The sequence below is a fragment of the Streptomyces sp. WMMC500 genome (assembly GCF_027497195.1).
Taxonomy (GTDB): domain Bacteria; phylum Actinomycetota; class Actinomycetes; order Streptomycetales; family Streptomycetaceae; genus Streptomyces.
In genome coordinates, this window is record NZ_CP114905.1 from 8,028,063 (window position 1) to 8,049,100 (window position 21,038).

The 21,038-nt window shown below is 73.6% G+C and carries 16 protein-coding genes; 11 read left to right on the forward strand and 5 right to left on the reverse strand.

The window, feature by feature from the left end; genetic code table 11:
- Nucleotides 1-72: 72 nt before the first annotated feature.
- The gene (locus O7599_RS34630) at nt 73-2,655 is read right to left on the reverse strand and encodes a PA14 domain-containing protein (RefSeq protein WP_281623639.1); all 2,583 of its coding nucleotides are present in this window, start codon (nt 2,653-2,655) and stop codon (nt 73-75) included.
- 228 nt (nt 2,656-2,883) lie between these two features.
- Here O7599_RS34630 and O7599_RS34635 point away from each other — a divergent pair, with 228 nt between their 5' ends.
- From O7599_RS34635 to O7599_RS34685, 11 genes are all read left to right on the forward strand, one after another.
- Complete coding sequence (locus O7599_RS34635; protein WP_281619554.1) at nt 2,884-3,915, forward strand: LacI family DNA-binding transcriptional regulator; 1,032 nt, start codon at nt 2,884-2,886, stop codon at nt 3,913-3,915.
- Between the two features lie 240 nt (nt 3,916-4,155).
- Nucleotides 4,156-5,241: an ABC transporter substrate-binding protein gene (locus O7599_RS34640; RefSeq protein ID WP_281619555.1), complete on the forward strand. Its 1,086-nt coding sequence runs from the start codon at nt 4,156-4,158 to the stop codon at nt 5,239-5,241.
- 5 nt (nt 5,242-5,246) lie between these two features.
- Complete coding sequence (locus tag O7599_RS34645) at nt 5,247-6,962, forward strand: sugar ABC transporter ATP-binding protein (protein ID WP_281619556.1); 1,716 nt, start codon at nt 5,247-5,249, stop codon at nt 6,960-6,962.
- On the forward strand, nt 6,955-7,920 hold the full coding sequence (locus O7599_RS34650) for an ABC transporter permease (RefSeq protein ID WP_281619557.1): 966 nt from the start codon (nt 6,955-6,957) through the stop codon (nt 7,918-7,920). Before O7599_RS34645 ends, O7599_RS34650 begins: the two co-directional genes overlap by 8 nt.
- Nucleotides 7,917-8,945: an ABC transporter permease gene (locus O7599_RS34655; RefSeq protein ID WP_281619558.1), complete on the forward strand. Its 1,029-nt coding sequence runs from the start codon at nt 7,917-7,919 to the stop codon at nt 8,943-8,945. The genes O7599_RS34650 and O7599_RS34655 overlap by 4 nt, the downstream gene beginning before the upstream one ends.
- Before the next feature lie 240 nt (nt 8,946-9,185).
- Nucleotides 9,186-11,186 (forward strand): N-acetylmuramoyl-L-alanine amidase, encoded by a 2,001-nt coding sequence (locus O7599_RS34660; protein ID WP_281619559.1) that lies wholly within the window; start codon nt 9,186-9,188, stop codon nt 11,184-11,186.
- A gap of 242 nt (nt 11,187-11,428) precedes the next feature.
- Nucleotides 11,429-13,033: an ABC transporter substrate-binding protein gene (locus O7599_RS34665; protein WP_281619560.1), complete on the forward strand. Its 1,605-nt coding sequence runs from the start codon at nt 11,429-11,431 to the stop codon at nt 13,031-13,033.
- Nucleotides 13,034-13,053: 20 nt separating this feature from the next.
- A complete protein-coding gene (locus O7599_RS34670) occupies nt 13,054-14,019 on the forward strand; it encodes an ABC transporter permease (RefSeq protein WP_281623640.1) in 966 nt (321 codons plus the stop codon).
- Entirely contained in the window at nt 14,012-14,929 is a 918-nt protein-coding gene (locus tag O7599_RS34675) for an ABC transporter permease (protein ID WP_281619561.1), read from the forward strand. The genes O7599_RS34670 and O7599_RS34675 overlap by 8 nt, the downstream gene beginning before the upstream one ends.
- The gene (locus O7599_RS34680) at nt 14,926-16,071 is read left to right on the forward strand and encodes an ABC transporter ATP-binding protein (RefSeq protein ID WP_281619562.1); all 1,146 of its coding nucleotides are present in this window, start codon (nt 14,926-14,928) and stop codon (nt 16,069-16,071) included. The genes O7599_RS34675 and O7599_RS34680 overlap by 4 nt, the downstream gene beginning before the upstream one ends.
- Nucleotides 16,061-16,762, forward strand: a complete 702-nt coding sequence (locus O7599_RS34685; RefSeq protein WP_281619563.1) for an ATP-binding cassette domain-containing protein — start codon at nt 16,061-16,063, stop codon at nt 16,760-16,762. The genes O7599_RS34680 and O7599_RS34685 overlap by 11 nt, the downstream gene beginning before the upstream one ends.
- 14 nt (nt 16,763-16,776) lie before the next feature.
- Here the strand turns inward: O7599_RS34685 and O7599_RS34690 are convergent, their stop codons facing one another.
- From O7599_RS34690 to O7599_RS34705, 4 genes are all read right to left on the reverse strand, one after another.
- On the reverse strand, nt 16,777-17,508 hold the full coding sequence (locus O7599_RS34690) for a haloacid dehalogenase type II (protein ID WP_281619564.1): 732 nt from the start codon (nt 17,506-17,508) through the stop codon (nt 16,777-16,779).
- Nucleotides 17,508-18,320, reverse strand: coding sequence for an SAM-dependent methyltransferase (locus O7599_RS34695; protein ID WP_281619565.1), 813 nt, complete (start codon nt 18,318-18,320; stop codon nt 17,508-17,510). Before O7599_RS34695 ends, O7599_RS34690 begins: the two co-directional genes overlap by 1 nt.
- Before the next feature lie 85 nt (nt 18,321-18,405).
- Complete coding sequence (locus tag O7599_RS34700) at nt 18,406-19,350, reverse strand: hypothetical protein (RefSeq protein ID WP_281619566.1); 945 nt, start codon at nt 19,348-19,350, stop codon at nt 18,406-18,408.
- Between the two features lie 150 nt (nt 19,351-19,500).
- Nucleotides 19,501-20,727 carry an anhydro-N-acetylmuramic acid kinase gene (locus O7599_RS34705; protein WP_281619567.1) on the reverse strand — a complete coding sequence of 409 codons (1,227 nt, stop codon included), beginning with the start codon at nt 20,725-20,727 and terminating at the stop codon, nt 19,501-19,503.
- Nucleotides 20,728-21,038 lie beyond the last annotated feature (311 nt).

The following is a 21,038-nucleotide window of genomic DNA, read 5'->3' on the forward strand; positions in this document are numbered from 1 at the left end:
CGCCGGGCGGGGCCCGCCCCCGGTCCCGGCCGCGGCGGTGCTGCGGCCGGGGGTGCGGGGGCGGGCGGTGCGTCAGGAGGCGTCGCAGGTGAGGGTGTCGTCCGCGACCCCCTCGATCAGCGCCTCGTGGGCGGCCCGGATGCGTTCCACATCGGGCTTGACGACCTCGCGGTCGTAGGTGAGCAGTCCGTTCAGCTCGCCCTCCACATCCGTGATCTGGGTGTAGACGGCGCCGCTGCTGCCGTTGCAGGCGGCGAACCGCTCGATCTCGGCCAACTTGATCAGGTACTCCTCGGTGTACGCCTCGCGGTCCACGCCCACGTAGGTGTGCCGCACCGGCCACGCGTTGCCCGGGATGGCCAGCCCGAGGCCGCCGTACTCGCCGCTGACCAGCGCGCGCGTGCCGTCGGGCGCGGGCAGTTGGGCGCTCGGATAGCCGTGCGCGTCGGAGATGTCGCCGTTGCCGCCGTCGACCGCGCCGCAGCAGTTGTGGCCGCTCATGTTGTTGACCAGCCGGGTCGGGTCCAGCTCCTTGGCGTAGTCGGCGATACGGGCCTGGTCGTACTGGCCCCAGCCCTCGTTGAACGTCACCCACATGATCACCGACGGGTGGCTGTCGTGCTGCTCGATCATCTCCTTCAGCTCGCGCTCGAACTGCGCGCGGGAGCTGTCCGAGGGCGTCTTGGTGTACATCGACGGCATGTCCTGCCACACCAGCAGGCCCAGCTTGTCGGCGTGGTAGAACCACCGGTCGGGCTCGACCTTGATGTGCTTGCGCACCGAGTTGAAGCCCATCTCCTTGTGCGCTTCGAGGTCGAACTTCAGCGCCTCGTCGGTGGGCGCGGTGTGGATGCCCTCGGGCCAGAAGCCCTGGTCGAGGGTGGCCATCGAGAACACCGGCTCGCCGTTGAGCGTCATGCGCCGCTGCCCGTCGACCGTCTCGACGGCCACGGTGCGCATGCCGAAGTAGCCGCGCACCCGGTCGGCGGAGCCGCCGCGCCCGACCGTCACCTTCAGGTCGTACAGGTGCGGGTCGTCCGGGGACCACAGCCGCGGGTCCGGCACCGGCACGGTCAGCGGCTCGCCGGTCCTGCCGGTGGCGGTGCCGACCGGGCGGCGGCCGTCGTACGCGGTGGCGGTGACCGGCACCCCGTCACGTACGCCCTCGACCTCGACCGCGGTCTGCTCGCCGGCGACGTCGGGGGTGATCTTCAGGTCCTCGGCGCGGTCGGTGGGCACCGGCTCCATCCACACGGACTGCCAGATGCCGGAGGAGGAGGTGTACCAGATGCCGCTGGGCGACAGCCGCTGCTTGCCCATCGGCGGGTTCTCGCCGTCGGCCGAGTCGGTCGGGTCGTACACCCCGACGATCAGCTCCTGCCTGCCGTGGCGCTTGAGCGCGGAGGTGACGTCGGCGCTGAACCGGTCGTAGCCGCCCTTGTGGGACGCGACCTGCTTGCCGTTGAGCCAGACGTCGGCCTTCCAGTCGACCGCGTCGAAGTTGAGCTGCAGCCGCTCGCCGCGCTGGCCGACGCGCCAGTCCCGCGGCACGGTGAAGGTGCGCTTATACCACATGCGCTCCTCGTGCCGCTGGACGCGGGACAGCTCGGACTCGACCGGGTACGGCACGACGATCTTCTCGTCCAGCGTGCGGCCGAACGGCGGGCGCTCGCCCTCCGTGGCGCCGGCGAACTGCCAGGTGCCGTTGAGGCTCTGCCAGTCCTCGCGGGTGAGCTGCGGGCGCGGGTACTCGGGGAGCGGGGCGTCGGGGTCGACGTCGTCGGCCCACTTCGAGTGCAACTGGTACTCGGAGTCGTTGGCCCCCGAGGTCCAGAACTCGCCGACGTCCGCGCCGTCGGCGCCGGTCAGGCCGCCCTCGCCGTCGTAGCGTACGTCGGCGGAGCCGCCCTGGCCGACGACCGGCTCGTCGAGCGGGACGATCAGCCGGGAGGGGTCGCCGGGGTCCAGCTCCGCCGCGCCGCGCGGCCAGTCGGCGCCGCCGATGACGGCCTCCAGGTGCTCGTCGAACGTGGCCGGGGGAGCGGCGAGCGGCTGGGCGAAGTCCATGGTCAGCGTGCGGCCGTCGGGCTGCACCGCGACATCGGTGGGGCCGGTGTAGTCGAAGTCCGCGGGGAGCGAGAACGCGGACTGCGGCACGGCCTCCTTTTCGGCGTCCGGCGGGCTCCAGCGCAGGTGGAAGTTCGAGCCGCCGTGGTGCTCGAAGTACTCCACCTTGATGTCGTACGTGCGGCCCGCCTCCAGGGTCACGGGCTGCGAGGTCTGTTCGTTGTCCCAGTCGTCGACCCAGTGGTCGATGACGACCTCGCCGTCCACCCACAGGCGGAAGCCGTTGTCCGCGCTGACGTGGAAGGTGTGCGCGCCGGAGACCTCGGGGGTGATCCCGCCGGTCCAGCGGACGCTGGCGTGGTCGGCCTGGCCGGCGCGGGCGGCGAGCCGCGGCTCCAGGTTGTCGAAGTCGAGCGACGGGTCGAAGGCGGTGGCCTTCAACTGGTCGAAGTCGAACGCGCCGGGGGCGCTGTGCGTGTAGTACTCGCCCTTGAGGCCATGGACCTCCGCGGCCGCGCGGGAGTCGGCGGCCTCGGCGTCCGGGCGGTCGGCGCCCGCGGCCGGGAAGCCCGGACCGGCGGGGACCAGGGTCAGGGCGAGGGCCGCGAGAATGGGCGTCGGCCAGCGGAGAAGCCGCCGGCGTACGCGTCTGAGGGAGGGGTGCACGGGTACCTCCGGAAGTCGGAGAATGCGGGTGCTGGGTCTGCCCTTTGCCCCCGGGCGTCTTGTATAACGTTGGAAACAAGGGCAGTTGGCATGACAGCACGCCTCCTGCGTTGTGTCCAGTGCATGACCAAACGGCGTAGGAGGAACGCGGTGAGAGTCAGCCTGAAGGATGTGGCCGAGCGGGCGGGCGTGTCGGTGAAGACCGTCTCGAACGTGGTCAACAACTATCCGCACGTCACGCCGGCGATGCGGGCGCGGGTGCAGCAGGCCATCGACGAGCTCGGCTACCGCCCCAACCTCACCGCCCGCCACCTGCGCAAAGGCCGTACGGGCATCATCGCGCTCGCCGTGCCCGAGCTGGGCAACCCGTACTTCGCCGAGCTCGCGGGACACGTCATCGACGAGGCCGCCCGGCACGACTTCACCGTCCTGCTCGACCACACCCAGGGCCGCCGCGAGCTGGAGCTGCTGGTCTGCCAGGGCTTCCGCGCCCGCGTGATGGACGGGCTGATCCTGAGCCCCCTGGAGCTGGAGACCGAGGACCTGCGCGGCCGGGCCGAGGAGACCCCGCTCGTGCTGCTCGGCGAGCGGCGCTACGACCTGCCGTACGACCACATCGCCATCGACAACATCGCCGCCTCCCGGCAGGCGGTCGGCCATCTGCTCGACCTCGGCCGGCGCCGCATCGCGTTCCTCGGCGCCCGCGAGGACCGCGCCCACCAACCCGCCCACCTGCGGCTTCTCGGCTGGCGGGCGGAGCTGGCGGACCGCGGCGTGCCGGTCCACGAGGCGCTCGTGGCGTACACCGAGGGCTGGGAGCGGGCGGACGGCGCGGTGGCCATGGCGGGTCTGCTGGACTCCGGGCAGCGGCCCGACGCGGTCTTCGCGTACAACGACCTCATCGCCATCGGCGCGATGCGGGTGATGTCCGAGCGGGGGCTGCGGGTGCCCGAGGACGTGGCGGTCGTCGGCTTCGACGACATCACCGAGAGCCGCTACGGGGCCGTCACGCTGACCACCATCGCGCCGGACAAGCAGGCCATCGCCAGGCTCGCGGTGGAGTCGGTCGTCAAGCGCCTGGAGGCCGCCCACGGCGACGGCAGCGCGCCGGAGTCGCAGGAGATGCACCCCGCGTTCGCGCTGGTGGAGCGGGAGAGCACGCGCGGCCGCACGAGCGGCTGACCCCCTCGGAGCACCCCGCCCGGCACCGCCCCCGGGCGGGGGTCCGGCGTGCCCGCCGCCGCCGTGACGCGCCGTCAACTCCCGTACGGCGCAAGGCCCGTGGCGATCTTCGCCGGAACGAATCCGTCCTGCGGGGGGTGTTTACAGCGCCCTTCCAACGATGTAAAACATCCCCTGAATTCGTCCGGTCCCGCGCACGACCCGGCCCTCGTACTCCACCGCCCGAATCGGGGTATCACCATGAAGCCGCACGCACGTACCGCCAGAGCACTCCTCGCCGTCGCGCTCAGCGCGAGCCTCGCGCTCGCGGCCGGCTGCGCCAAGTCCGAGGACGACGAAGAGGGGAGCACCGGCGCCGCCGGCTCCGAGGAGGCCAAGGGCAGCGAGCAGAAGGTCTCCGGGGACTCGGGCCCGACCTGCGCGATCGGCGACTACGGCGCCGAGAAGATCGACCTGGCCGGCGCCACCGTCGGCTTCTCGCAGTCCGAGAAGGAAGCCAACCCGTTCCGCATCGCCGAGACCGCCTCCATCAAGGCAGAGGCCGAGGAGCGCGGTGTCGAACTGCTCGCGGCCAACGCCCAGTCGCAGTTCTCCAAGCAGATCAGCGATGTCCAGGACCTCATCGCCAAGGGCGCCGACCTGCTGGTCATCGCCCCGCTGAACTCCGACGGCTGGGACCCCGTGCTCAAGTCGGCGGCGGACAAGAAGATCCCGATCGTCACCATCGACCGGAAGATCAACGCCGAGCCCTGCAAGGACTACGTGAGCTTCATCGGCTCCGACTTCACCGAGCAGGGCAAGCGCGCCGCCGACAAGATGATCGAGGCCACCGGCGGCAAGGGTGAGATCGCCATCCTGCTGGGCACGCCCGGCAACAACGTCACCACCGAGCGCACCAAGGGCTTCAAGGACCGTATCGCCGAGAAGGCCCCGGACCTGAAGGTCGTCTTCGAGCAGACCGGCGAGTTCGCCCGCGAGAAGGGCCAGCAGGTCACCGAGCAGCTCATCCAGTCCAACCCGGAGATCACCGGGATCTACGCCGAGAACGACGAGATGGGCCTCGGCGCCGTCAACGCGCTCAAGGGCGCGGGCAAGGAGCCCGGCGCGATCAAGATCGTCACCATCGACGGCACGCGCAACGCCGTCCAGGGGATCGTCGACGGCTGGATCGACGCCGTCATCGAGTCCAACCCGCGCTTCGGCCCGCTGGCCTTCGAGACCCTCGACGCCTTCACCAAGGGCGAGGAGGTCGGCCAGGACATCGTGATCGAGGACAGCGAGTACACCGCCGACAACGCCGAGGCCGACCTCGGCAAGGCGTTCTGACGCCGATGGCCGCAGCGAACGAGCCGCCCGAGCGGCACGGGCCGGACGGGTCCGGCGGGCCCGCCCGGCCCGCGGGACCGGGCCCGGCCGACGGCCGGGCCGGCGGGGCGGAGCGCCCCGCCGGCCCCGTCGGCCCCGGAGGCCCCGCAGTTCTGGCAGTACGCGACCTGACCAAGCGCTTCCCCGGCGTCCTCGCCCTCGACGGCGTCGACTTCGCCGCCCGGGCCGGCGAGGTGCACGCGCTCGTCGGCGAGAACGGCGCCGGGAAGTCCACCCTCATCAAGGTCCTCACCGGCGTCTACCGGCCAGACGAGGGCGAGCTGACCTACCGCGGCGCGCCGGCGTCCTTCGCCACCCCGCTCGCCGCCCAGCAGGCCGGCATCTCGACCATCTACCAGGAGGTCAACCTCATCCCGCTGATGAGCGTGGCCCGCAACCTCCTCCTCGGCCGGGAGCCGCGCCGCCGCGGCGGCCTCATCGACTTCGGCCGGATGCACCGCGAGTCCGAGCGCATGCTGCTCGACTACGGCGTACGCGTCGACGTCCGCCGTCCGCTCGCCGAACTCGGCGTCGGCGCCCAGCAGATGGTCGCCCTCGCCCGCGCCGTCTCCGCGGCCGGCCGCACCGACGTCGTCGTCATGGACGAGCCCACCTCCTCCCTCGAACCGCGCGAGGTCGACACCCTCTTCGGCGTCATCGAGCGGCTGCGCGCCGACGGCGTCGCCGTCGTCTACGTCAGCCACCGCCTCGACGAGCTGTACGCCGTCTGCGACACCGTCACCGTGCTCCGCGACGGCCGCGTGGTGCACACCGGCCCGCTCGCCGGCCTCGACCGGCTCCGGCTGGTCTCCCTCATGCTCGGCCGGGAGATGGGCGAGGTGCGCGCCGAGGGCCTGACCAAGTTCTCCGGCGACCACCACGAAGGCGCCGCCGAGCCGGTGCTGCGCGCCGAGGGCCTGACGCGCCGGCACGAACTGCACGACGTCTCCCTCGACGTACGCCCCGGGGAGGTCGTCGGCCTCGGCGGGCTCCTGGGCTCCGGCCGTACCGAGACCGCCAAGGCCATCGCCGGCGCCCTCCCGCTCGGCGCCGGCCGCGTCACCGTCGCGGGCGCGCCCGTACGCACCGGCTCCACGCCCGCCGCCATCCGCGCCGGCATCAGCCTGCTGCCGGAGGACCGCAAGTCGGAGGGCATCGTGCCGGGGCTCTCGGTCCGCGAGAACATCGCGCTGGCCGCGCTGCCGCGCATGTCCCGCTACGGACTGGTCTCCGAGGCCCGGATCGACGCCGTCGTCAAGACGTTCGTCGACCGGCTGCGCATCAAGGCCGCCAGCCCGCACCAGAAGGTCGCCGAGCTCTCCGGCGGCAACCAGCAGAAGGTGCTGCTGGCCCGCTGGCTCGCCATGCAGCCCAAGGTGCTGCTGCTGGACGAGCCGACGCGCGGCATCGACGTCGGCGCCAAGGCCGAGGTGCAGAAGCTCGTGGACGAACTCGCCGAGGACGGCCTCGGCGTGCTGCTGATCTCCTCCGACGTGGAGGAGCTGATCGAGGGGTCCGACCGCGTGGTGGTGCTCAGGGACGGCGCCGTCGTCGGCGAGCTGACCGGCGACGACGTCACCGAGGACAGACTCATGGAGGCCATCGCGGCCGCCGCGGAGCCGGGCACCGCCCCGGACCCGGCGCCGCGCGGGGCCCGCGGGGAGGCGGCAGGCCATGGCTGACCTCACGCTGCGCCGCGCGCTGCCCGCCGACCGCGAGCGGTTGCTGCGCTGGCTGCAGGAGTACGGCGTCTACGTCGGCGTCGCCCTCCTGCTGCTCGTCAACATCGCCTTCACCCCCCACTTCCTGTCCGCCGAGAACTTCCGCACCCAGGCCGTCCAGGTCGCCCCCGTCGTCATAGTCGCCCTCGGCATGGCACTGGCCATCGGCAGCGAGGGCGTCGACCTGTCCGTCGGCTCCGTCATGGCCCTGTCCACCTCGCTGGTCGCGCTCTACATGGGGTACGGGCCGTGGATCGCGCTGATCGTCGCCGTCGTCGGCGGCGCCGCGGTCGGCCTGGTGAACGGCTCGCTCATCGCGTTCATCGGGGTCCAGCCCATCGTCGCCACGCTCGCGCTGATGGTCGGCGCCCGGGGCCTGGCGCTGGTGCTGCTGCCGCAGTTGGAGGACATCCGCGACCCCGGCATGGCCTCCCTCGGCTCCGGCGAGTTCGCCGGCGTGCCGTACGTGGTGCTGATCGCGACGGCGCTGGCGCTCGTCGTCGGCTTCGTCGTCCGCCGCACCACCTTCGGCCGCCAGTTGCTCGCCATCGGCGACAGCCGCCCCGCCGCCCAGCTCGCCGGGCTGCCGGTGCGCCGGGTGCTGATCGTGGTGTACGTCGTCTGCGGCGTGCTCGCCGCCGTCGCCGGCTTCCTGGCCACCGCCCGGCTGTCGGCCAGCGACCCCACCTCGCTGGGCAACCTGATGGAGCTGTCCGCCATCACCGCCGTCGTCGTCGGCGGCACCCCGCTGACCGGCGGCCGGGTCCGCATCGGCGGCACGGTCGCGGGCGCGGTGCTCATCCAGTTGCTGACGGCCACCCTGATCAAACACGACCTGGAGCCGTCGTGGACGCAGATCGCCCAGGCCGTGGTGATCATCCTCGCCGTCTACGCGGCGCGGGAGAGGGGGAAGCGGTGACCGTCGTGAAAGACGAGACCGCCGCCGACCGGGTGGCCACGTACGACTCCGGCGAGCCGGCCGGATCCGGCCGCGGCGAGCGGCTGAGCGCCCTCGCGCAGCAGCACGGCGCGCTGGTCGCGCTGATCGCCCTCGCCGCCGTCGCCTCGCTGTCCTTCGACTCCTTCGCCACCACCGGCAACATCGAGAACATGGCGGTCTCCTCCGCCTTCCTCGCCATCGTCGCCCTCGGCATGACCTTCGTCATCGTCACCGGCGGCATCGACCTGTCCGTCGGCTCCGTGTTCGTGCTCGGCGGCGTGCTCGCCGCCTGGGGCTCGCGCCACGGCACGCTGGTGGCGCTGCTCCTGCCACTGGCCGTCTGCGGACTCTTCGGCCTGGTCAACGGGCTGCTCATCGCCCGGCTCAGGCTCGCGCCGTTCATCGTCACGCTCGCCGCCATGCTCGGCGCCCGCGGCGTGATGCTGGCGATCACCGACGAGGGCGCCGACACCTACCTCGTCGCCGAGGGCTCGTTCTTCGCCGACCTCGGCCAGGGCAAGCTGCTCGGGATCGGCGTCCCGGTGTGGATCACCGCCGCCCTCTTCGTCGCGGGCGGCATCGTGCTGCGCCGCACCCGCTTCGGCCAGCACGTCTACGCCGTCGGCGGCAACGAGGACGCCGCCGCGCTGATGGGCGCGCCCGTGGCCCGTACCAAGACACTGGTCTACACCCTCAGCGGGCTGCTCGCCGGCTTCGCCGGCGCGCTGAACGCCGCGTGGCTCGACTCCGGTGTGACCATCCTCGGCTACGGGATGGAGCTGGAGGCCATCGCCGCCGTCGTCATCGGCGGCACGCTGCTCTCCGGCGGCATGGGCTTCGTCGGCGGCTCGCTGGTCGGCGTGCTGCTGCTGAAGGTGATCCAGAACGTCATCAACCAGATCGGCTCGCTCGACTCCGCCTACCAGCAGGTCGTCAGCGGCGGCTTCCTGGTGGTCGTCGTCATCGCGCAGACCTGGCTCGCCCGGCGCCGCCGGGTGCCCTGACCGGTCGCCGGGCAACCGGGCGGGTCGGCCCGGCGGCCGTACCGCGGCCGGTCGCGGCGACATGCCGCGGCCGGCCGTCGGCACCGGTCTGGACCAGTGCCGCCGCGCAGTTGGGTGGCAGCCGGGCTGACGTGCAACTTTCGTGCCCCGGGGAGGTATTGACGGGTACGTGACGGAGTCGGTACCCCTGATACGCACCGCACGCGCACGTCCTCGTCCCGAACCCCCTGAGGAGTCCCGTTGCCTCCCACTGCGACCACCCGCCCGCGGACGGACCCGCGAAGACGACCCTGGGCGACGGCCGCCGTCGGCGCCGGCCTGCTGCTGGCGCTGACCTCGGCGTCCCTCCCGGCCGTAGCCGGCGACACCCGCGCGGGCGACGGCGCCGTGGCGCCCGCTACCCGGCAGGCGGCGTACGCCGCGGCGGCCGACGAGTACGGCGTGCCGGAGAGCGTGCTGCTCGGCGTGTCGTACCTGGAGTCCCGCTGGGACACCCACGCGGGCGAGCCGAGCACCGACGCCGGCTTCGGCCCCATGCACCTGACCGACGGGCCCACCGTGCTCGCCGAGGACCACCACAGCGGCACCGCGGAGGACCCCCGCGGTGACACCGAACGGCCCGTCGGCGAGGAGACGTTCGGCCCCGCGCTCACCACGGTGTACGCCGCCGCCGAGCTGACCGGCACCGACGTGGCGACGCTGCGCGCGCGGCCCGCCGAGAACATCGCCGGCGGCGCCGCGCTGCTGGCCGCCTACCAGGAGGACCTGGGCGCGCCGGCCTCCGCCGACCCCGCCGACTGGTACGGCGCGGTCGCGAAGTACGCGGGCGCCGCGTACGAGCAGGACGCGGCGACGTTCGCCGACGAGGTGTACGCGACCATCCGCGACGGAGCCGCCCGCACCACCGACGACGGCCACGCCGTCCGGCTCGCCGCCCACCCGTCCGTGGCGCCGGAGCAGCGCTGGCTCGGCGAACTCGGCCTCCCGCAACTGGAGAACGAGGACGTGGAGTGCCCGGACCGGCTCGGCTGCGAGTGGATCCCGGCGACGTACCGCCAGACGAACCCGGACGACATCGAGGCGTACGTCAACCACGACAAGGCGAACCGGCCGCGCGACCAGAAGATCGAGTACATCGTCGTCCACGACACCGAGGGCCGCTACGACGGCGTCATCAACATGGTCCAGGACCCGACCCGCGCGGCGAGCTGGCAGTACACGCTGCGCTCGTCCGACGGCCACATCGCGCAGCACATCAAGCACAAGGACGTCGCCTGGCAGGCCGGCAACTGGAACATCAACGCCAAGTCCATCGGCCTGGAGCACGAGGGGTTCGCCAAGTCCCAGGGCACCTGGTACACCGAGGCGATGATGCGCAGCTCGGCCACCCTGGTGCGCTACCTGGCGGCCAGGTACGACATCCCGCTGGACCGCACGCACATCATCGGCCACGACAACGTGCCCGGCACGACCACGCCGAACATCCCCGGCATGCACTGGGACCCGGGCCCGTACTGGGACTGGGAGCGCTACTTCGAGCTGCTGAAGGCCCCGCTGCGCGCCCCGGGCGGGTTCTCGAAGTCCATGGTGCTCATCAAGCCGGACTTCGAGGAGAACCAGCCGCAGTTCACCGGGTGCAGCTACGAGACCGGCTCCGACCCGAAGGAGCCGTGCCCGCTCGCGCCCTCGTCGTCCGTGATCCTGCACACGCAGCCGGACGCGGACTCCCCGCTGCTGGTGGACATCGGTCTGCACCCCGACGGCCGGGCGTCCGACATGCACGTCTCGGACATCGGCAGCCGGGCCTCGGCCGGACAGCGGTACGCGGTCGCCGAGCGCAGGGGCGACTGGACGGCGATCTGGTACCACGGCCTGAAGGGCTGGTTCCACAACCCCGCGGACGCGCCGGTCGCCGAGTTCACCGCCGGGAAGATCGTCACGCCGAAGCGGGGCAAGGAGTCGGTGCCGGTCTACGGGCGGGCGTACCCGGAACAGGCGGCGTACCCGCCGGAGATCCCGTACCAGCCGATCTCGGCGCACCCGTACGAGTTCAAGGCCGGGCAGGCGTACTCCTACGGCGGCACCGTCCCCGGCGAGTACTACCGTGCCGTGTCCTTCGACGGCTCCGCGCCGGGCGACCGCACGGTGGTCCGCGGCAAGACCAAGTACCACATCATCCAGATCGGCCACCGCATCGGCTTCGTCAACGCCGACGACGTGGACGTGCGCCGGGTCCTCTGACCCGCCGCGCGCCGCGGCGCCGCCGGTCGAGCACCGGCGGCGCCGCTCACGCGTGCGCGGCGTGTTCCGCCCGGGGCCACGGCCGCCGCACGGCGCGGACGTCGCGTCCGGCCGGAACCGCCCGCCGGCCTGGGCGGACGCGTGCGCCCGCCGAGTGGGCCCCTCATTGCGCGGCGCCCCGATCATGGGTTCTAATTGCGAACGGTTCGCAAGAGAGATCAGCCTTCAACAGGGGAGTGGGCATGTCAGTCCGCGGCACACGCGCAGCGGTCTCGGTCACGGCGGCAGCGGCGGTGCTCGCGGGAGCCGCCGCCTGCTCGAACCCGGACGCCGACGACGACTCCGGCGCCTCCGGGGGTAACGGCACCACGCTGGTCGTCGGCGTCGGCAGCGAGCCCGACACCCTCAGCCCGCTCCTCGGTTACGGCAAGGACGGCAACTCCAAGGTCTTCGACGGCCTCCTCGCCCGCAACGCCGACCTGGAGCTGCAGCCCGCCCTCGCCCGCGCGCTGCCCGAGATCACCGACGGCGGCACCACGTACACGTACAAGCTGCGCGACGACGTGACGTTCAGCGACGGCGAGCCCCTCACCGCCGCCGACGTCGTCTTCACCTACGAGACCATCCTCGACCCCGGCACCAACAACCCCTCCAAGGGCGACCTGGAAGCCGTGGAAAGCGTCGAGGCCAAGGGCGACGACACCGTCGTCTTCCGCCTGAAGTACCCCTACGCGCCCTTCGCCGAGCGCACCGTGCTGCCCATCGCGCCCGAGCACGTCGCCGGCAAGGGCGACGTCAACACCGGAGCGTTCAACACCGAGCCGGTCGGCACCGGCCCGTACGTCCTGGACAACTGGCGCAAGGGCGAGAAGCTCACCTTCTCCGCCAACCCGGACTACTGGGGCGGCGAGCCGAAGGTGAAGAAGCTGACGATGGCCATCATCGCCGACGACGACGTCCGCGCCACCCGGCTGCGCTCCGGCGACCTCGACGGCGCCATCCTGCCGCCGAACCTCGCCAGGACCTTCGCCGAGGACGACGACAAGCAGACGCTCGCCGCCACCAGCGCCGACCACCGCGCCGTCACCCTGCCCACCGACAATCCCGTCACCGGGGACGTCGCCATCCGCCGCGCCCTCGACGTGGCCGTCGACCGCGACACCCTCGTCGACAAGCTCCTGGAAGGCCGGGGCAAGGCCGCCCACGGGCCCGTGCCCACCGACAGCGAGTGGTTCGCCAAGGGCACCGAGCGCCCGTACGACCCGGAGCAGGCCGAGGAGATCCTCGACGACGCCGGCTGGCGCCCCGGCGACGGCGGCATCCGCGAGAAGGACGGGCAGCGCGCCTCGTTCACCCTCTACTACCCCTCCGGCGACAAGCTCCGCCAGGAGCACGCCCTCGCCTTCGCCGGCGACGCCAAGAAGGTCGGCATCGAGGCCAGGGTGGAGAGCGCCACGTGGGAGGTCATCGAGCCGCGCATGGGCGAGGACGCCGTGCTCGCCGGCGGCGGCAGCCCCGCCGACCCCGACTTCGACCTCTATCCGATGCTCTACTCCGAGCTGGCCGGCCAGGGCTTCAACAACATGGCCTCGTACGAGAACCCGGACGTCGACACCGCCCTCGTCGAGGGCCGGAAGGCCGGCGACGAGGCCGACCGCAAGCGGGCGTACGACACGGTGCAGCAGGAACTCAGGGAGAATCCCGGCTACGTCTTCCTCACCCACATCGACCACATCTACGTCATCGCCGACACCTGGCGCGGCCTGACCACCCAGATCGAGCCGCACGAGCACGGCTTCGGCAGCGGTCCCTGGTGGAACGTCGAGAGCTGGCAGCCCGCGCCGTGAGCGCGCTCCCGCTGGCCCCGATGGCGCGGATGGCCGGGCGGCGGCTGCTGTACGCCGTCCCCGTCCTGCTGGCCGTCACCTTCGGGGTGTTCGCCATCGCCGCCGCCTCGCCGTTCGACCCGGTGAAGGCGTACGCGGGCACCGCCGGGTTCAGCGCCTCGCAGGAGGCGCTGGACCAGTTGCGGGAGAACCTCGGCGCCGACGATCCGTTCGTCACCCGCTGGTGGGACTGGCTCTCCGCCGTCGTCACCGGCGACCTCGGCGAGTCGACCAGCATGCGCCAGCCCGTCGCCGACGTCATCGGCGAGCGCATCGGCTGGACCGTGCTGCTGTGCGCGGTCGCCTTCGCGGTCGCCATCGTCGCCGGCACGCTCCTCGGCGTGCTGGCCGCCCGCCGCCGCGGCGGGATGCTCGACCGGGCCGTCACCTCCGTCGCGTACGCACTGGAGGCGGCGCCGCCGTTCTGGCTCGGGCTGCTCGCCGTCTGGCTGTTCGCGCTCCAGCTCGACGCGCTGCCGGCCGGCGGGCTCACCGACACCGGCACGGACGTCGTCACCTTCGGGCAGGTCGCCGAGCACGTGGTGCTCCCGGCGTCGGTGCTCGCCGTCTCGCAGATGCCGTGGTTCGTGCTCTACGTCCGCCAGGGCGTCGGCGACGCGCTGGACGAGGACCCCGTGCGCGGCGCCCGCTCCCGCGGACTCGCCGAGCGCACCGTCCTGCTGGGGCACGCGCTGCGCTCCGGGCTGCTGCCCGTGCTCACACTGATCGGCACCCGCGTGCCGGAGCTGATCACCGGCGCGCTGCTCATCGAGACCGTGTTCAGTTGGCCCGGCATCGCCGCGGCCACCGTCGAGGCCGCCACGTCCGTCGACTTCCCGCTGCTGGCCGCGCTCACCGTGCTGGCGACGGCGGCGGTGCTGCTCGGCAACCTGCTGTCCGACCTGTTGTACGGGCTCGCCGACCCGAGAGTGGGCTTCGATGGCTGAGACAGCACGGGCGGCACGGCAGCCGGCCGCACCCGGCGGGCCGCCGGACGCGGCCCGCTGGCGCACCCGCGGCGCCGGCCGCAAGTCGGTGCGCACGCTGCGCGTCCGCACCTCGGCCGCGGTCGTCGCGCTCGCCGTTCTCACGGTGCTCGTCGTCCCGCCGCTGGTCCAACTCGACCAGCAGGCCGTCGACATCGCCAACAAGCTCGCCGCGCCGTCCCTCTCCCACCTCTTCGGCACCGACGACCTCGGCCGGGACGTACTGCTGCGCTGCGTCTACGGGCTGCGCGTCTCGCTGCTCGTCGGCGTGGTCGCCGCGCTCGTCGCCACCGTCGTCGGCACCGCCGTCGGGGCGCTGGCCGGGGCGCTCGGCGGGCACGTCGACCGGGCCGTGATGCGGCTCGTGGACGTCTTCGCTTCCGTACCGCATCTGCTGCTCGGCATCTTCATCGTCGCCCTCTTCCAGCCCGGGGTGTGGCCGGTCGTCGCCTCCGTCGGCCTGACCCACTGGGTGTCGACCTGCCGCATCGTGCGCGCCGAGGTGCTGTCGCTGCGCGGCCGGCCGTTCGTGGACGCGGCCGTCTCCGGCGGCGCCTCGCGGACCCGGGTCGCGATCCGCCACCTCGTGCCCGGGGTGCTGCCGCAGGCGGGTCTCGCGGCGGTGCTGATGGTGCCGCACGCGATCTGGCACGAGTCGGCGCTGTCGTTCCTCGGCCTCGGGCTGCCGCCGCACCAGGCGAGCCTGGGCGCGATGGTGCAGGGCGCGCGCGGCGCGCTGCTGGCGGGGGACTGGTGGCCCACCCTCTTCCCGGGCCTGTTCATCATCATCCCGACCCTCGCCGTCGCCGGTCTCGCCGGCGCGTGGCGGGAGCGGCTGAACCCGCGCCGCCGATCGGAGCTGACGCTGTGACGGACCGCACGGACGCCACGGACCGTACGGAATCCGCGGCCGGCACAGACCGTACGGGCTCCGCGGCCGGCACAGGCCCCGCAGACGGCGGCGCCGGGGCCGCCGCGCCGCTGCTCGTCCTCGACCGCATGTCGGTCCGCTTCCGGATGCCCCGCGGCCGGTACGTCGCGGCCGTCACCGACGTCTCCCTCGCCCTCGCCCCCGGCGAGTGCGTCGCCCTCGTCGGCGAGAGCGGCTGCGGCAAGTCCGTGCTCGCCTCGGCGCTCCTCGGGCTGCTCCCGGAGAACGCCGAGACCGCGGGCGCCGCGCACCTCGGCGACCTGGAACTGCTCGGCGCCGGCGAGGCGGAGCTGGCCCGCCGGGTACGGGGCCGCCGCGTCGGCCTCATCCCGCAGTCCCCGGCCGCGCACCTGACGCCCGTACGGACCGTGCGCGCCCAGCTCCAGGAGGTCGTCCGCGAGCTGACCGACACCCGCAAGCCCGGGCTGCGGGCAGCCGCGGAAGAGGCCGCGGCGCGGGCCGCGTTCCCCGCCGACCACCTCGACCGCTACCCGCACGAACTCTCCGGCGGCCTCGCCCAGCGCGCCGCCACCGCGCTGGCCCTCGTCGGCGGACCGCCGCTGCTGCTGGCAGACGAGCCGACCACGGGCCTCGACCGCGACCTCGTCGAGCGCACGGTCGACGAGCTGCGCCGCCGGGTGGACGACGGGCACGGGCTGCTGATGATCACCCACGACCTGGCCGCCGCGGAGCGGATCGCGGACCGGGTGGCGGTGATGTACGCCGGCCGGATCGTCGAACTCGCGGACGCCGCCGCCTTCTTCGGCGCCCCCGGGCCCCGGCACCCGTACGCGCGCGGCCTCCTCGACGCCCTCCCGGAGCGCGGCTTCACGCCCATCCCGGGTCTGCCGCCGGAGCTGGGGGCGCTGCCGCCCGGCTGCGCGTTCGCGCCGCGGTGCACGTACGCCACCGCCGCCTGCGAGGCGGTGCCGGCGCTGACGGCGGGCGTGGCGTGCCACCACCCGGTGCCCGCGGACACCGCTCCGCCGGAGCCCGGCAGTGCCGGGGCGAAGCAGATGCCGACGCAGCGGACCGACGAGGCGGGACCGCCCCAGCAGCCGGAGGCCGTCGATGCCCGCTGAAGCCCCGCCCCCGCTGCAACTGCGCGCCGTCACCGCCGGATACGACCGCCGCGCCCCCGTCGTACGCGGCGTCTCCCTGACCCTCGCCCCCGGCGAGGCCGCGGGGCTCCTCGGCCCCAGCGGCTGCGGCAAGTCCACCCTCGCGCGCGTCGCCGCGCTACTGCACCGCCCGGACGCCGGCGAGGTGCTGCTGGACGGCGAGCCCGTGCGCGGCTGGCGCCACCGCGCCCCCCGCGAACAGCGCACGGCCTTCGGCGTGGTCTTCCAGCAGCCGCGCCTCGCCGCCGACCCGCGGCTGACCCTCGCCGCCCTGATCGGCGAGCCGCTGCGCGCCACCGGCCGCCGCGCCGAGGCCCCGGCCCGTACCGGGGAACTGGCCGCACTCGTCGGCCTCACCCCCGACCTGCTGGCCCGCCGCCCCCACGAGGTCAGCGACGGCCAGCTCCAACGGGCCTGCCTCGCCCGCGCGCTGGCGCTCGGCCCCCGGATCCTGGTGTGCGACGAGATGACGGCGATGCTCGACGCCTCCACCACCGCGGCGCTCGTCGCGGCCGTCGAGGACTACCGCCGCACCTCGGGCGCCGCGCTGCTGGCCGTCGGCCACGACCGCACGCTGCTGGAGCGCTGGTGCGACCGCACCGTCTCCTGGGACGAGGTGGCCGGGGAGGCGAAGCCCGCGCCGAGTGGCTGAGGGCGAAGGTTCAGTCAGGGACAGCCCAGCCGGTCGGCCAGTTCCGTGAAGTCCGCCGCCGCCAGATCGCTCGGCACGTCCGCCGCGCGGTCCGCCGCCCCCGCCGGGCCCTTCTCCAGCGGGCGGCCGACGAACGCGGTCCTGAGCCCGGCGCCGCGCGCACCCCCCAGGTCCCAGCCGTGGCAGGCCACCATCAGCAGCTCACCGGGCGCGACGTCCAGCAGCCGGGCGGCCGTCAGGTACGGCGCCGGATCCGGCTTGTAGCGCTGCGCCAGCTCGGCGGAGAGGATGCAGTCGAACGGCAGGCCGGCAGCCTTCACCAGATGGGTGAGCAGCGCGAAGCCGCCGTTGGACAGCGCCGCCACCACGTACCGGCCGCGCAGCCGCGCCAGGCCCGCGGCCGCGTCGCCCCAGGCGGGCAGCCGGTGCCAGGCGCGCACCAGCTCACCGCGCGCGTCCTCGTCGAAGGCGGCGGCGACGCCGTGGCGTTCGAGCAGCTCGTCCAGCGACTCGCGGTGCAGCACGTCGAGATACGCCCACGCCCGCGCGCCGCTGTTGACCCGGCCCATCGACGGCAGGTACATCTCCCGCCACTCGTCGGCGAAGGCGGCGCCGTCCAGCTCCACGCCGCGCCGCCGCGCCAGGTGCGCCACCTGCTCCGCGACGCCCGTGCGCCAGTCCACGGTGGTGCCGAAGACGTCGAACGCCACGGCCCGTACCGCCCCCGGATCGAACCCGTCCCCCATCACGCGCCGCCCGCCTTCCGCCCCACGCCGCCGAACTGATCGACCAGCTCCGGCGTGCCGCCGCCCTCCGGCCGCCACCGCGGGCAGGACACGACACCGGGTTCCACCAGCTCCAGCCCCGCGAAGAAGCCCTCGATCTCCTGCGGTGTACGCAGCACGTAGGGCACCGCGCCGCTCCTGTTGTACGCGTCCTGCGCCCGCCGCGTCTGCGGGTTCACCACGCCCGTCCCGTCGCTGAGGACCAGATGACTGCCGGCCGGCAGGGCGCCGACCAGGCGGGCGACGATCCGGCGCGCCTCGTCGTAGTCCGAGACGTGCCCCACGATCCCGCTGAGGATCAGGCCCACCGGCTCGTCGAAGTCCAGCGTCTTCGCCGCGCCGTCCAGCACCGCGCCCGGGTCGTGGAGATCGGCGTTCACGTAGTCGCAGGCACCGTCGGGGCGGGGGACGAGCAGGGCGCGGGCGTGCGCGAGGACCATCGGGTCGTTGTCGACGTAGACGACCCGCGCCGACGGGTGGACCGCCTGCGCCACCTCGTGCGTGTTCTGGGCCGTCGGAAGCCCGGTGCCGACGTCGAGGAACTGGCGTATCCCGGCCTCGGCCGCGAGGTAGCGCAGGGAGCGGGTGAGGAAGGCGCGGGAGGCGCGGGCGATGTCGACGATGGCGGGCGAGAGCCGCACGTACGCCTCGCCCGCGAGCCGGTCCACGCGGTAGTTGTCGCTGCCGCCGAGCCAGAAGTTCCAGATGCGTGCCGACTGCGGCACGGTGGTGTCGATCAGCGGCGCTCTGCCGCCGCCGTCGGTGTCGCCCATCAGAAACTCTCCCGCCGGTCGCGCTGAAGGCACAAAAGGTAGTCCAACGAGCCGCACCCCGTAAGCGATCCGCCGCCCCGGCGACTCATGTGCGGGTCGCGGGGAAGCAGACCCGGGAGTGAAGGCGAAGGGGGCGGCCCGGGGGGAGAGGCGGATCCAGCGGCTCGTCCAGCGGTATACCGGTCCAGTCGACGGTCGTGGCCTCGGCGGTCTCAGGGAGACGGGCGTTCAGGTCGTACGTGGCGACCGGGCGCCCGGGACGGTGGAGGTGCAGGGTCAGCTCCGCGCCCTCGTCGTCGAGGTCCTCACCGGTCAGGAGGCCGGGGCGGGAGTCGCCCGGGCCGGGGTCGAGGACGGTCGCCAGGTGCGTGCGGACGTCGGCGACGGAGGGGAACAGGACGAGGGCGTCCTCCCATTCGTTGTTGTTGATCCAGTGGGCGCTGCGCAGGAGCGCGAAGGCGTGGCCGGGGTGGCTCCGCTCGTTCCCCTCGCTCCGCGGCTTGCGGCCGGCCGGCGCCTGCAGGTAGGTCAGGGCGGAACGGGCGCAACCGTCGCCGGGGGCGCGGCGCAGGGCCTCCCGGTAGGCGGCGGTGGCGGCGTCCCGGTCGCCCGTCCAGGTGCGGGCATGGCCCAGGTAGAGCGGCATGAGGGCGTCGTGGGGGTCCGCGTCCACGGCCGCCTCCGTGGTGCGGACGGCTTCCTCCGCGAGCGGCCGGCTCACGCCGTCGCCGTCGTACTTTCCCAGCCCGTCCAGGAGGGTCCCGTCCTCGTCATCGAAATCGCAGCGCACGGCGGACACCGCCACGTGCCGGAGATCGAACGTCGCAGCCGTCGCACGCAGGATCGCCAGCGTGGCGGCGGTCTCGGCATCGCCGTGCGGTCGCTGCTCCGCCCGGTCACAGCGGCGGCGCGCCTCGGCTGTCAGCTCGGGTATCGCGGGTGCGTCGCTGAACTGCCGCAGCAGGAACTCGCATTCGGCGAGCGACTGTGCGGCCTGGAGCAGATGCATGCGCGGATCTTCTGCGGACATGGGCCGCAAGTCTGCCATCGGCGCTGCCGCCGGTTCTCGCCGGGCGGTCGGCGGTCGGCGATCGGCAGGCACCGCCGCCCGTCACGCAACGGCGGGCTTCCTCGGGTCGGTCACCGGCCGGATGACCGCCCGTCAGGCACGAGCCGGCGGTCACACCACCCGCAGCCGCACCGGCGCCTTCGCCGCCGGCTCGGGCAGCCGCAGTGGCCGCGCCCCCGGGGTGATCGACCCCAGCGGCGCCGCCTCGCGCGCCCCGGTCGCCGACGGGACGGACGCCGGCAGCCCGCACACCGTCAGAAAGCCCAGCAGCGCGAAGAGATACCCCTCCTTGCCCTGCGACGACAGCCCGTGGTCCTCGATCAGCGACACCCGCGCCGGCGCGCACAGCTCCGCGAGCCGCGCCATCAGCGCCGGGTTGCGCACCCCGCCGCCGGAGACGACCAGTTCCTCCAGCCCGTACTCCCGGCAGGCCGCCGCGACCAGCTCCGCGGTCAGCTCCGTGACGGTGGCCACCAGGTCGTCCAGTGCGGGCCGCCCGGCGGCGCCCCCGCCCGTGCTCGCCGCGTGCGCCGCGACCTGCTCGCGCAGGTACGCCCCGTGGAACAGCTCCTTGCCCGTGGACTTGGGCGCCGCCAGCGCGTAGTACGGCTCGGCCAGCAGCCGCCGCAGCAGCTCCCGGTCCACCGTGCCGCGGCGCGCCCGCGCGCCGTCGGTGTCCATCGTCTCCGCGCCGTCCGTGCCGTCGGTCACCGCCGCGTCGATGAGCGCGTTGGCGGGGCCCAGGTCGTACGCGACGACCTCGCCGGAGCCGCCGCGGACCGTGACGTTGGCGATGCCGCCCAGGTTCAGCGCCCCGCGCCGCGGTCCGGGGCCGTCGCCGAGCAGCAGCAGCGCGTCGAGGGTGGAGGCGAGCGGGGCGCCCTGGCCGCCGCGGGCGATGTCGCGGACGCGCACGTCGGAGACGACCGGCAGCCCCGTGGCCTCGGCGATCCACGCGGCGTTGCCGAGCTGGAGGGTGCCGCGGGCCTGCCGGCCCTCGACCCAGTGGTAGACGGTCTGCCCGTGCGAGACGACGAGGTCGGCGTGCCCGCCCGCGGCCGTCTCGACCGCCTCGGCGGCCACCCGGCCGAAGAACCGGCCCAGTTCGGTGTCGAGCCGGCAGACCTCGGCCACCGTCGTCCGCGCCGGCGGCAGGCAGGCGGCGACGCCGCGGCGCAGCTCGTCGGGGAACGGGACGCTGTGCAGGCCGCGGGGGTGCAGGTGGAGTTCGTCGCCGGCCAGGCGCAGGTCGCAGACGGCGGCGTCCACGGCGTCGTACGAGGTGCCGCTGAGCAGGCCGAGGACGGTGAGCGCGGGGGCGGGGTGCGGGTCGGTCATCGGGCCATTGTCGTCGGCGCGTTCGGCGGGGGTGCCGGCTGCCTCTGCCGGTGGCGGGCACCGGTGGCGTGGAGGTCGCAGGCCCGGCGGCCGGGTGCCGTCCTTGCGCAGAGGCGCCGCGAAGGGCCTGCGACCCCGCTGGGCCAGAACTATACATTTCGGGCATTCCGCCGCAAGGCGAAGCGCGGCCCGCATTGTCAGGCCGTCTGTTGAAATTTCAGTGCACGCCCATTGACGTCGGCCGCCGTCGGCCGTCAAGCTCCCTCCAGTGCGTGTTAACGATAACACGAGCGAAGTGACCCAGGGAGCCG